Origin of the sequence: Sediminibacterium sp. C3 (assembly GCF_000508085.1) — a bacterium.
Classification (GTDB): Bacteria; Bacteroidota; Bacteroidia; order Chitinophagales; family Chitinophagaceae; genus Sediminibacterium.
The window spans coordinates 169,567-183,196 of sequence record NZ_KI669560.1 but is presented as its reverse complement, the minus strand read 5'-3'; the positions used below and the strand labels follow the sequence as shown (position 1 = coordinate 183,196).

Here is a 13,630-nt window from a genome sequence, read left to right as displayed (position 1 = left end):
CTGGGAGATGCCTATATACGTCCTGTTGTGTATGCGCCTGCCAATATGAGTTTTGCACGCAATACCGAATCCTTTGTTTTTATTGAAGCCTGGGAAATGGCCCCTTTTTTAGGGGATAAATTATTGCGCATGATGACTTCTTCTTTTCAGCGCCCCAATCCAAAAGCTTTTAAGATTCATGCAAAAGCAGCCGGGCATTATGTGAATTCCATTTTAGCCAGTCAGGAAGCAAAAGACAAAGGTTACGATGAAGCTTTTTTGCTGGATATGAATGATCATTTGGCAGAAGGTCCGGGAGCCAATTTGTTTTTTGAAAAAGACGGTGTCTTGTTCACGCCCCAACCCGGACATATTCTGGCTGGTATAACCAGGGCTACTGTTTTAGAAATCTGTGCTCAATTGGGTATTGAAGTAAGAGAAGGGACGTATACAATGCAGGATATTAAAGCTGCCGATGCTGCTTTTTTCTGTGGCACTGCGGCTGAGGTTATTGGATGGCAATCGCTGGACGAATATATTTTTCCCAAACCTTTTTCGGAAACCAAAAGCTTTCAGGTACAGCAGGCTTACAAGCAACTGGTGGTTAAACCTTTGACTAATTAGTTTTTAAAACGATACAATGGAATTGAACAAATACAGTAAAACCATTACCCAGGATCCTACGCAGCCCGCTGCGCAGGCCATGTTTTATGGGATTGGTTTAACCGATGAAGATTTGCAGAAAGCACAAGTGGGAGTAGTGAGTATGGGTTATGATGGCAACACTTGTAATATGCATTTGAATGATCTGGCTAAGCTGGTAAAGCAGGGTGTTTGGGAAAATGATTTAGTAGGATTGATCTTTAATACCATCGGGGTAAGTGATGGAATGAGCAATGGTACCGATGGAATGCGCTATTCTTTGGTGAGCAGGGATGTGATTGCTGATTCCATAGAAGCGGTTTGTGGTGCGCAGTATTATGATTCACTCATCGCCATTCCTGGTTGTGATAAAAATATGCCTGGTGCCTTAATTGCCATGGGACGTTTAAACCGGCCTGCGATTATGGTGTATGGTGGAACCATTGCGCCAGGTCATTATAAGGGACAGGATTTAAATATTGTTTCCGCCTTTGAAGCCTTGGGGCAAAAACTGGCAGGACAATTGGATGAAAATGATTTCAAAGGAATCATCAAGCATGCATGTCCCGGAGCCGGAGCTTGTGGTGGTATGTACACGGCCAATACCATGGCATCTGCCATTGAAGCATTGGGCATGAGTTTGCCCTTCTCTTCGTCCAATCCGGCTTTGAGTGCTGAGAAGAAAGACGAATGTTTGGCAGCAGGTAAAGCCATTAAAGTATTAATGGAAAAAAATATTCTTCCTTCAGATATCATGACCCGTAAAGCATTTGAAAATGCCATTACGATTATCATGGCGCTGGGCGGAAGTACCAATGCCGTATTGCATATGATTGCCATGGCAAAGAGTGTGGGAGTTGCATTAACACAGGATGATTTTCAAACCCTATCCGACCGGGTTCCTGTGTTGGCAGATTTTAAACCGAGCGGAAAATATTTAATGCAGGATTTACATCAGTATGGCGGTGTACCTGCTGTAATGAAATATTTATTGCAGAAAGGATTCTTGCATGGGGACTGCTTAACGGTCACTGGTAAAACATTGGCAGAGAATCTGGTTTCAGTTCCGGATCTGGATTTTGATCAACAGAAAATTATACTTCCAATAGAATCACCCGTAAAAGCTACCGGGCATTTACAGATTCTATATGGCAATCTCGCAACCGGTGGAAGCGTAGCCAAAATCAGTGGCAAGGAAGGAGAATTGTTTGAAGGTCCTGCCAGGGTATTTGATGGCGAACATGCGTTGATTGAAGGAATCAATAGCGGAAAAATTCAACCGGGTGATGTGGTTGTCATTAAAAATGTAGGTCCGGTGGGAGCTCCCGGTATGCCTGAAATGCTGAAACCTACTTCTGCCATTATTGGGGCCGGATTAGGGAAGTCAGTTGCCTTAATTACCGATGGCCGATTCAGTGGCGGTACGCATGGGTTTGTAGTGGGGCATATTACACCGGAAGCGGTGAATGGCGGATTAATTGGATTGGTAGAAGACGACGATATCATTGAATTGAATGTTGCCACCAAAAAAATGACACTGAAAGTAGCAGAAGATATTATTGAAGCGCGGAGAAAAAAATGGAGTAAACCTGCTTTGAAAGCCACCAAAGGTCTATTGTTTAAATACGCCAAATCTGTTAAAGACGCTTCTCAGGGTTGTGTAACCGATGAAGCTTAAAATATTTTTATGAGTACTACATTGGACTTGTCAACAAAGAAAGAAACACTTACTGCAACAAAAGAAGCAGTTGTTCGCGAACTATCCGGCTCGCAAGCGGTTTTAGAAGCCTGCATACATGAGGGAGTAGATACCATATTCGGTTATCCTGGCGGTGCCATCATGCCCATCTATGATGCTCTGTACGATTATCATGATAAGCTGAAACATATATTGGTAAGACATGAGCAAGGTGGCATACACGCTGGACAAGGATATGCAAGAAGCAGCGGTAAGGTTGGAGTGGTATTTGCTACCAGCGGACCAGGTGCTACCAACTTGGTAACCGGGCTTGCAGATGCCATGATCGACAGCACACCGCTGGTTTGTATTACAGGACAAGTGTTTGCGCATTTGCTGGGAACCGATGCATTTCAGGAAACGGATGTAGTCAATATCACTACACCTGTAACCAAGTGGAATTATCAGATTACTGATGCAACAGAAATACCACATGTGCTGGCAAAAGCATTTTATATTGCCCGCTCCGGAAGACCGGGTCCGGTATTGATTGATATCAGTAAGAACGCGCAGATTCAGAAATTCAATTACGAAGGGTATACGCGATGTAATCATATTCGCAGTTATCGCCCCAAGCCGATTGTAAGAAAAGAATATATTGAAGAAGCTGCCAGACTGATTAACCAGGCAAAGAAACCATTTGTAATTTTTGGCCAGGGGGTAATTCTGGGTAAGGCAGAAAAGGAGTTTAAGGCTTTCATTGAAAAGTCTGGTATTCCTGCTGCCTGGACCATATTGGGATTAAGTGCATTGCCAACTGACCATCCGCAGAATGTGGGTATGTTGGGCATGCATGGCAATTATGGGCCCAATGTATTGACCAATGACTGCGATGTTTTAATAGCTGTGGGAATGCGTTTTGATGACCGTGTTACAGGCCGGTTAGACAAGTATGCGAAACAGGCTCAAATTATTCATCTCGATATTGATCCCGCAGAAATTAATAAAAACGTAAAAGTAGCTGTGCCGGTTTGGGGGGATTGTAAAGAAACACTGCCGCTGCTCACACAGCTGGTTGAAGAAAAGCAACACAAGGATTGGCTGGCTTTATTTAATCAATACACTGCCGAAGAAAAAGCAGCAGTGATGGATGCAGAATTATTTCCGAAGTCAGGTGAAATGACTATGGGTGAAGTAGTTCAGCAACTGAATGAACTCACCCATGGAGATGCCATCATTGTTACGGATGTAGGGCAGCACCAGATGGTTGCTTGTCGCTATGCAAAATTCAATCAATCAAAAAGTAATATTACTTCAGGTGGCTTGGGTACCATGGGCTTTGCCTTACCAGCCGCTATTGGTGCCAAATTTGGCGCACCTGAAAGAACGGTGGTTGCCATTATTGGAGATGGTGGTTTTCAGATGACTTTGCAGGAATTGGGAACCATTATGCAAACGGGGTTGAATGTAAAAATCCTGATCCTGAACAATCGATTCTTAGGAATGGTTCGTCAGTGGCAGGAATTGTTCAATGACAAACGCTATTCATTTGTAGATATACAAAGCCCCGATTATGTTCAGTTGGCAAAAGCCTACGGCATTGCAGGTTCCAGTGTGTCTGAAAGAAATGATTTAAGAACTGCTTTGTCAAATATGCTGCAATCAGAAGGTTCTTACTTGCTGGAAGTAATGGTAGGTAAAGAAAATAATGTTTTCCCGATGGTACCACAGGGTTGTAGTGTTTCAGAAATCCGTTTAAAATAATTAGCAATGAAAAAAGAATTTACCATAACGGTTTATACAGAAAATCAGGTAGGTCTGCTGAATCGAATTGCGATTATTTTCAGCAGAAGAAAAATCAATATTGACAGTCTTAATGTTTCTCCTTCCGAAGTAGAATCTATTCACCGTTTTACCATTGTAATAAATGAAACAGAAGAAGTAGTAAGAAAGCTTTGCTTCCAGATTGAAAAACAGGTGGAAGTTTTGAAAGCCTATTTTAATACCAACGAGGAAATCATCTGGCAGGAAATGGCATTGTATAAAGTGCCTACGGATGCAGTAGCCGAAAAACTGAAAGTGGAAAGATTGCTTCGTGAATATGGCGCAAGAGCGGTTGTAATCAGAAAGGACTATACCATTTTTGAGACAACCGGTCACCGGGAAGAAACCGATAGGTTGATTCATTTTCTGGAGCCTTACGGACTTATTGAATTTGTACGCACCGCCAGAATTGCTATCATTAAAGCGAGTAGCGGTTTTCACGAAAAAATTAAAGAGTTCGAAGCTGTTGAACCTGCAGAAGAATTAGTAGAGAATGAATTCCTCAATCAGGGGCAGGCTGTTTTCACTATGTAAATCCTAATAAAAAAAATAACAAACAACAATAAACAAGATACTATGGCAAATTATTTCAATTCTCTTCCTTTACGCGAGCAGCTGAATCAGCTGGGTGTTTGCGAATTCATGGACAAAGCTGCTTTTGCGGATGGCATCAATGCATTGGTTGGGAAAAAACTGGTAATCATTGGTTGCGGAGCACAGGGGTTGAATCAGGGATTGAATATGCGCGATTCCGGATTAGATATTTCCTATGCTTTGCGTAAAGAGGCAATTGAGCAAAAACGTGCTTCATATGTAAATGCAACTGAAAATAATTTCAAAGTTGGCACTTATGAAGAATTGATTCCAACGGCTGATGTAGTAATCAATCTGACGCCGGACAAACAACACAGTTCTGTTATTGCGGCGGTTATGCCTCTGATGAAAAAAGGTGCAACACTTTCTTATTCTCATGGATTCAATATTGTGGAAGAAGGCATGCAGATTAGAAAAGATATTACGGTAATCATGGTTGCCCCCAAATGTCCGGGTACAGAAGTGCGCGAAGAATACAAGCGTGGTTTTGGCGTGCCTACCCTGATTGCAGTTCATCCTGAAAACGATCCGGAAGGAAAGGGGTGGGATTATGCAAAAGCCTATTGTGTGGCAACCGGTGGTCATAGAGCTGGTGTATTGAAATCCTCTTTTGTTGCGGAAGTGAAATCAGATTTAATGGGTGAGCAAACCATTTTATGTGGCTTGCTTCAGACTGGGTCTATTTTGTCTTTCAATAAAATGGTTGAAAAAGGAATCAATGCAGGCTATGCGGCTAAACTCATTCAGTATGGCTGGGAAGTGATTACAGAGGCTTTGAAGCAGGGCGGTATTACTGCCATGATGGATCGCTTATCCAACCCGGCAAAGTTGAAAGCCTTTGAACTTTCTGAAGAACTGAAAGAAATTATGCGCCCCTTATTCCAGAAGCACCAGGATGATATTATGAGCGGTGCATTTTCTTCGGGTATGATGGAAGACTGGGCCAATGGAGATAAAAAATTATTGACCTGGCGAGAAGCAACAGGTGAAACAGCCTTTGAAAAAACAGCGGCTGGAAATATGAAAATATCTGAACAGGAGTTCTTTGATAATGGATTGCTGATGGTGGCATTCGTGAGATCCGGCGTAGAGCTGGCTTTTGAAACCATGGTAGAAGCTGGTATTAAGGAAGAGTCTGCGTATTATGAGTCATTACATGAAACCCCGCTGATTGCCAATACCATTGCCAGAAAGAAATTGTACGAAATGAACCGCGTTATTTCGGATACGGCAGAATATGGCTGTTATTTATTTGATCATGCCTGCAAGCCTTTATTGGCCAACTTCATGACAAAAATTGATACAGATGTAATTGGTAAAAATTTTAATGAAGGAAAAGACAACGGGGTGGACAATAAAACCCTGATAGCCGTAAATGCAGTCATCAGATACCATCCGGTAGAAATTGTTGGAGAAAAATTAAGACAGGCGATGACCGATATGAAAACCATCGCCAGTAATCTATAAGTAGGAGTAAAAAGATGGGAAATCAAACCACCAAGCCTGGCTTTGGCTTAGACATTGCAGCTGCAAGAGAAAAATTGAAAGAAGTAGTAAAACATACACCGCTTATTTACAATGATTCCCTGTCTAAGAAATACAATTGTTCGGTTTATTTAAAGCGGGAAGACTTGCAAATTGTACGATCTTATAAATTAAGAGGCGCGTACAATATGATCAGTAGTTTGCCGGAAGATCAGAGGGCGAAAGGAGTGGTTTGTGCCAGTGCGGGCAACCATGCACAGGGTTTTGCTTATAGTTGCAAAGTGCTGAATATTCAAGGTATTGTTTTTATGCCCATCATTACGCCCAATCAGAAAGTGAGACAAACAAAAATGTTTGGGGATGGAAATATTGAGATCAAGCTGGTGGGAGACACTTTTGACGACTGTGCAGCCGCAGCCAAGGCATTTACTGAGTCCAATGGCATGACTTTTATTCCCCCATTCGATCATCCTAAAGTGATAGAAGGTCAGGCCACTGTGGGTGTTGAGATTCTGGAAGATTTGCAGGGCATCGATTATTTGTTTGCTCCCGTTGGTGGCGGTGGATTGATTGCAGGATTAGGAGCATATTTTAATGTTTCATCTCCCAATACAAAAATAATTGGCGTTGAACCCGAAGGGGCTCCGTCCATGTCGGAGGCATTGAAACAGGGAGCACCTGTGAAGTTAGACAGCATTGATCCCTTTGTGGACGGCGCAGCCGTTAAAAGAGTGGGTGATTATCCTTTTGAGATTTGCAAAGAAGTTATTGATGAAATGGTATTGGTGAATGAGGGCAAAGTTTGCTCTACCATATTGAAATTATACAATGAAGATGCTATTGTAGTTGAACCAGCAGGCGCTTTGTCCGTGGCTGCACTGGACAATTTCAGTGAAGCCATCAAGGGAAAGAAAGTGGTATGTATTGTAAGCGGAAGCAACAATGATATTGACCGCATGCAGGAGATTAAAGAAAGGTCTTTGCAATTTGAAGGTCTGAAACATTTTTTCCTGATCCGTTTTGCTCAGAGACCAGGTGCGTTAAAAGAGTTTGTGAATCATGTGCTGGGCCCAACCGATGATATTGTTCGTTTTGAATACATGCAAAAGCACAACAAGGAAACAGGTCCTGCCTTAGTAGGTATTGAAATGCAGGATAAAGCGGATTATGAGCGTTTGCTGGAAAACATGCAGCGCTATCATATCAATTTTACGCCCATCAATAAGAATGATAATTTATTCGGGTATTTAATTTAATTAAGTGTTTATGCAGGTATTAAAGTTTGGAGGAAGTTCTGTTGCCAATGCTGTCAATATCAGTAAGGTAACAGCCATTGTGGCAAAGGCTGTACAAAAAGAGCCAGTTATTTTAGTAGTGTCTGCATTAGGTGGAGTAACAGATCAGCTAATCGGTATTGGTGCTAAAGCAGCTGCCGGTGATGAATCCTATAAAGAACAAATTCAGGAACTTGAACTGAAACACCTGGAAGCAGTAAGGGGTTTATTGCCTATACAAAATCAGAGTGCCACTTTAAGTTGGGTGAAACAACAATTGAATGAACTGGAAAGAATCTGTGACGGTATTTTTTTATTGGGAGAATTGTCTGCCAGGATACAGGATCGTTTGGTAAGTTATGGTGAATTACTTTCCTCTTTTATTATTACGGCTGCGCTCAAGGAAATGAATACCGCTCCGGTATGGGCAGACTCCAGACAATTGATTGTAACCAATGATTTACATGGAAATGCTAGTGTGCAATTTGATAAGACGAATCAGCGAATACTTTCTTTTTTGAAAAACAATAAGACTGATTTATATGTAGCTCCCGGTTTTATAGCTGCCAATGAAAAAGGATATACCACTACCCTGGGCAGAGGTGGATCTGATTATACCGGAGCCATTTTTGCTGCTGCAACAGATGCTACTGCGCTTGAAATCTGGACGGATGTTACGGGTATGATGACAGCAGATCCGCGTTTGGTGCAGAACCCCAGACCCATTGAAGCCATTTCCTATGAGGAAGCCATGGAGCTTTCTCATTTTGGAGCTAAGATCATTTATCCTCCTACCATTCAGCCGGTGATGAAAAAAAATATTCCGGTTTGGGTGAAGAATACATTTGAGCCAGATGCGGCAGGTACCGTTATTCAGCAACATGCGGTTGCCAATTCGGAAGTGGTAAGAGGAATTTCCAGTATAAACAGAATTGCTTTATTGAGTTTGGAAGGAAGTGGGATGATTGGTATACCAGGATTTAGTAAGCGCTTGTTTGAAGTACTGGCCTTGAACCGGATCAATGTTATATTGATTACGCAGAGTTCTTCCGAGTATTCTATCTGTGTGGCCATCAATGAAGCAGATGCGAATACGGCACAACAAGCTATTGATGCTTTTTTTGCTTATGAAATTGACAATGGGAAAGTAAATCCTGTTTCGGTAGAAACCGGATTAAGCATTATAGCTGTTGTAGGAGAACAAATGAAAAGTTTGCCAGGCATTAGTGGCAGAATGTTTGGTGGCCTGGGTAGAAATGGTATTAATGTGAGAGCCATTGCACAGGGTTCTTCTGAGAAAAATATATCAGCCGTTATTGCCGCGGGCGATGTTAAAAAGGCAATCAATGTATTACACGAGGATTTCTTTGAAACAACCTATAAGCAACTGAATGTATTTATTGCAGGGGCTGGTAATGTAGGAGGAAAACTTTTGAGTCAACTGAACCAGCAATTACAGTATTTAAAAGATCATATGCGTGTGCAAATTCAGGTAGTCGGAATTGCGAATAGCAAACGTTCCCTTTTGGACGATGCCGGAATTGACCTGAATAACTGGAAATCGGTTTTAGATGCATCACCGGAAATGAATATTCACGGTTTTGTTGCAGCTATCATTGAAAAAAACCTACGCAACAGTGTGTTTGTAGACGTAACAGCCAATGAAATAGTAGCTTCTGTATACGGTACATTGTTAGCCAAAAGTGTTGCCGTAGTTGCTTGTAATAAAATAGCCTGCTCTTCCAGCTATGAAAATTATAAGAAGTTAAAGAACCTGGCCAGAACCTATAATACACGTTTTCTTTTTGAAACCAATGTGGGAGCAGGATTGCCGATCATTGGCACGCTGAATGATCTGATGCGAAGCGGAGATAAAATTACCCGAATACAGGCGGTTCTATCCGGCACTTTAAATTTTGTATTCAATCATTATGACGGCACTATTCCATTTGCACAAGTAGTAAAGCGCGCACAGGACGAAGGTTATACAGAGCCGGATCCAAGACTGGATTTGGGTGGAACTGATGTAATGCGAAAAATAATGATTCTCGCCAGAGAGGCCGGGGAGATGATGGAAATGGAAGAGATTACCAATGAAGCTTTTTTGCCCGCAAGTTGCTTTGAAGGTACAGTCGCTGATTTTTACGAAGAAATGGAAAAGCAGGAGCAGCATTTTAAAAAGTTATATGAATCTGCCCATGCCAATCATGCCAAATTAAAATTTGTTGCAGAATACAATAATGGAACTGCCAAAGTTGGATTGCAGGAAATTCCAGCTCACTCCGATTTCTATCATTTATATGGAAAAGATAATCTGGTACTTTTTTATACAGAAAGGTATCCTGAACAACCATTGGTAATTAAGGGGGCAGGAGCGGGTGCAGAAGTTACTGCTTCCGGTGTATTTGCAGATATTATTCGTGTGGCATAAAATGGGTAAAAGAATTACGATACATAGTCCTGCTACTGTTGCCAATATGGTTTGTGGTTTTGACGTGCTTGGCTTTGCCGTTCACGAGCCCTACGATATTATGCATATTGAATTAACCGAAGCGCCAGGTATTGTGATAGAGAACGAAGACGATTTTAATTTACCAACAGACCCTTTGCAAAATGTAGCTGGCGCAGCCTTGCTTGCTTTGATGGAAGCATATGAGCGGCCGGTAGGATTTAAGCTGAAGATTAATAAACAGATCAAGCCAGGAAGTGGAGTTGGTTCCAGTGCGGCGAGTTCAGCAGGGGCAGTAGCAGGTGCCAATGCGCTACTGGGTTCCCCTTTTTCTAATGAAGAGTTGGTAAAATTTGCGATGAATGGAGAAAAGCTGGCTTCGGGTGTAAAACACGCAGACAATATTGCTCCTTGTATTTATGGAGGTGTTACTTTAATTCGTTCTGTTTTTCCGCTGGATATTGTGAAGTTGAATGTGCCCGATTTATATGTTACCATTATTCATCCTCAGATTGAAGTAAAAACATCGGATGCCAGAAGCATATTAAAGCAGCAGGTATTGTTGAAAGATGCCATTAAGCAGTGGGGCAATATTGCAGGCCTTGTAGCGGGCTTGGAGCAAGGTGATTATGATTTAATCGGAAGATCTTTGGAAGACTTTTTAATTGAGCCTACCCGCAGTATACTAATCCCTGCATTTGATAAAATTAAAAGAGTGAGTAAAGAACTGGGTGCACTGGGAGGTGGAATTTCCGGTTCAGGCCCTTCTATATTCATGTTAAGTACCAATGAAAGTACTGCCAAATCTGTTGAAATGGCCATGCGACAGATCTATGATCAAATTGGTCTGGGTTATCATACTTATTTAACAACAATCAATACTCGCGGAATTCTTTTAAGTGAAGCTTCATGAAATACTATAGTTTAAATAAGCAATCACCTTCAGTAGATTTCAGGGAAGCTACTTTAAGAGGACAGGCGCCTGATAAGGGATTGTATTTTCCTGAAAGGATTCCCCAACATTCAACTCCGTTTATTCAGCAGCTTCGGAATTTTTCAAAAGAAGAAATTGCTTTTCGCGTAATGGAGCCTTTCGTTGGTGACACCATTCCAAAAAATGTATTACAGGAGATAGTTACAGAAACCATTGCTTTCCCCTTTCCTTTGCATACTATTCATGAAGATATTGCTTCTTTGGAATTATTTCATGGTCCCACGTTTGCTTTTAAAGATGTAGGTGCCAGATTCATGAGTCGTTGTCTTTCCTTTTTTTCCAGCAATGCAACAGCCCCAACTACGATTTTGGTAGCCACTTCCGGTGATACGGGCGGTGCTGTGGCTAATGGCTTTTTGGGTGTTGAAGGAATTGAAGTGGTTATTCTGTATCCATCTGGTAAAGTAAGTCCTGTACAGGAACTACAATTGACTACCTGCGGATCCAATATCACTACACTGGAAATAAACGGAAGCTTTGATGATTGTCAGGCGCTGGTGAAAGAAGCGTTTATGGATGAAGCTATTTATTCCAGAATGAATCTGAGCTCAGCCAATTCTATCAATGTAGCCAGATGGCTTTCTCAGCAGATTTATTATTTTTTAGCCCATCAGCAATGGGAGTACGATAAGCCTCCTGTGATTGCTGTGCCAAGCGGCAATTTTGGAAATCTTTGCGCAGGGATTATGGCGCATAAAACAGGATTGCCTGTACAACATTTTATAGCCGCATGTAATGTGAACGATACAGTTCCTGCTTATTTAAAAACAGGTGCATACCAAATTAAGCCCAGTGTATCTACTTTGTCTAATGCCATGGATGTAGGCAATCCCAGCAATTTTATCCGAATCATGGAATTGATGAATCAGGATTATGATACACTACAGCGCATGGTGTCGGGCTATACCATTACGGATGAAGTAACTTTGGAAACGATTCAAAAAGTGTATCAGCAATATGGTTATTTGCTGGACCCGCATGGGGCAGTGGCTTATGCAGCATTGTCGCAATATCAGCAGGCAAATAAAAATGCCAGGGGCTATATTTTAGAAACAGCTCATCCAGTAAAGTTTCCTGAAGCAGTAAAAGAAGCTGCCGGAATAGAGGCCCCAATCCTCCCTGCGGCGATGGAACTATTTGGCAAACAAAAAAGAAGCATACCCATGCAAAAGGACTATGCTTCTTTTAAGGAATATCTGTTGAGCAGATAATAAATATAACCTGATTAGTCTCTGTAGTTGAGTGCAGGTTTTCTGTTGCCCAGTAAAGGCTTGTATTGATAGGTTCCTACACTCTTTATGAATTCTTCTTTTGCTTTTTGAATCACTGCTGGCTTATTGAATAGGTCAATAACTGTTAAGGCCATCGTTTTGGCAGCCACTAACATTCCTTTTGTGCCAATCTCTGTTCCGCCACAGGCAACGGCTTGCCAGCTATGCGCTGAAGTACCCGGAATCCAGGTAGCGGCTTCTAATCCCACCGTTGGTACTACATAGCTCACATCACTTACATCGCTGGAACCGCCACCTGCATCTGCTTCTTTCTGCAATGGTTTGATGGTAGCTGCTTCTTCAATTGGTGGTGCATTCCCAATAAAGCTGGCCTGAATTTTTTTACCGAAAGCTTTTTCTTCTTCTGTATAATTTACTCCTCCGGTTTTAGTCAGGTTATCCTGCATGAGTTCGGCCAGGGTTTTATTGATCAGCAAATCGTGCGTGCCACCAACAATTTCATAACTCATTTTGGTGCCTGTACCCAATGCTGCTCCTTCTGCTGCTTTGGTAATTCTGTCAAATACATCTACAGCTACTTCTCTTTTGGGATGACGTACATAATAATATACTTCTGCAAAATCCGGTACTACATTCGGTGCTTTTCCACCATTGGTTATTACATAATGAATGCGGGTCTCCTGTGGAATATGCTCTCGCATCATATTGGCCATATGGTTCAGGGCTTCTACTGCATCCAAAGCAGAGCGGCCATTTTCAGGAGACATGGCGGCATGGGAAGCAATTCCGTTAAAACGGAACTTGGCAGATTTATTAGCAATGAAACTGGTCATGATTACCCTGTTCTGATTGGCAGGATGCCAGTGAATTACCGCATCAACATTCTTGAACAATCCTTCTCTAACCATATATACCTTACCGCTGCCACCTTCCTCGGCAGGACAACCATATACTTTGATGGTGCCTGTCATTTTCTTTTCTTCAATCAATTTTTTAATGGCAATGCCTGCAGACACAGAGGCGGTCCCGAATAAATGATGACCGCATCCATGGCCTCCTGTTTTTCCATCAATGGATTTTTTTTCAGGCACTGCTTCCTGCGCTAAGCCCGGTAGTGCATCGTACTCAGCAAGGATACCGATAACAGGGCTGCCCGATCCATAAGTCGCTACAAAAGCCGTTGGAATACCTGCAACGCCTGTTTCTACCGTAAAACCTGCGTCTTTTAGATTCTGTACATGTAAGGCTGCACTTTTATTTTCCTTATATCCCAATTCTGCATAGTCCCAGATTTGTAATGCTGTTTTTTTATCAGCAGCATAACTGGCATCCAGCATAGAAAGGGTTTTCTCTTTCAGTCCATTCAATTGCTGATTTGCAGCATTATTGGTATTTGTTGCAGCATTTTTTTTCTGTCCATAGCTATTCAGCGCAAAAAGCAGACAGATGGCTAATATCTTTTTCATGGCATCAAATTTC

Annotated in this window: 10 protein-coding genes; 9 read left to right on the top strand and 1 reads right to left on the bottom strand. The window is 41.9% G+C overall.

What is annotated here, in order from left to right; genetic code table 11:
- From F777_RS15200 to thrC, 9 genes are all read left to right on the top strand, one after another.
- A partial coding sequence (locus F777_RS15200; RefSeq protein WP_037368987.1) for an aminotransferase class IV occupies positions 1–603 on the top strand: 603 nt, incomplete at its 5' end.
- A gap of 16 nt (positions 604–619) precedes the next feature.
- On the top strand, positions 620–2,299 hold the full coding sequence (gene ilvD, locus F777_RS0100830; protein WP_026750383.1) for a dihydroxy-acid dehydratase: 1,680 nt from the start codon (positions 620–622) through the stop codon (positions 2,297–2,299).
- Positions 2,300–2,308: 9 nt separating this feature from the next.
- Positions 2,309–4,063: a biosynthetic-type acetolactate synthase large subunit gene (ilvB, locus tag F777_RS0100825; protein ID WP_026750382.1), complete on the top strand. Its 1,755-nt coding sequence runs from the start codon at positions 2,309–2,311 to the stop codon at positions 4,061–4,063.
- A gap of 6 nt (positions 4,064–4,069) precedes the next feature.
- A complete protein-coding gene (gene ilvN / locus F777_RS0100820) occupies positions 4,070–4,657 on the top strand; it encodes an acetolactate synthase small subunit (RefSeq protein WP_026750381.1) in 588 nt (195 codons plus the stop codon).
- Positions 4,658–4,699: 42 nt separating this feature from the next.
- Complete coding sequence (gene ilvC / locus F777_RS0100815; protein ID WP_026750380.1) at positions 4,700–6,184, top strand: ketol-acid reductoisomerase; 1,485 nt, start codon at positions 4,700–4,702, stop codon at positions 6,182–6,184.
- A gap of 14 nt (positions 6,185–6,198) precedes the next feature.
- Positions 6,199–7,458 carry a threonine ammonia-lyase gene (gene ilvA / locus F777_RS0100810; RefSeq protein WP_026750379.1) on the top strand — a complete coding sequence of 420 codons (1,260 nt, stop codon included), beginning with the start codon at positions 6,199–6,201 and terminating at the stop codon, positions 7,456–7,458.
- A 10-nt stretch (positions 7,459–7,468) separates the two neighbouring features.
- Positions 7,469–9,907, top strand: a complete 2,439-nt coding sequence (gene thrA, locus F777_RS0100805; protein WP_026750378.1) for a bifunctional aspartate kinase/homoserine dehydrogenase I — start codon at positions 7,469–7,471, stop codon at positions 9,905–9,907.
- 1 nt (position 9,908) lies between these two features.
- Positions 9,909–10,838 carry a homoserine kinase gene (locus tag F777_RS0100800; protein ID WP_037368985.1) on the top strand — a complete coding sequence of 310 codons (930 nt, stop codon included), beginning with the start codon at positions 9,909–9,911 and terminating at the stop codon, positions 10,836–10,838.
- Positions 10,835–12,130: a threonine synthase gene (gene thrC / locus F777_RS0100795; RefSeq protein WP_026750376.1), complete on the top strand. Its 1,296-nt coding sequence runs from the start codon at positions 10,835–10,837 to the stop codon at positions 12,128–12,130. Before F777_RS0100800 ends, thrC begins: the two co-directional genes overlap by 4 nt.
- A gap of 14 nt (positions 12,131–12,144) precedes the next feature.
- Here the strand turns inward: thrC and F777_RS0100790 are convergent, their stop codons facing one another.
- A complete protein-coding gene (locus tag F777_RS0100790) occupies positions 12,145–13,617 on the bottom strand; it encodes an amidohydrolase (protein WP_026750375.1) in 1,473 nt (490 codons plus the stop codon).
- Positions 13,618–13,630 lie beyond the last annotated feature (13 nt).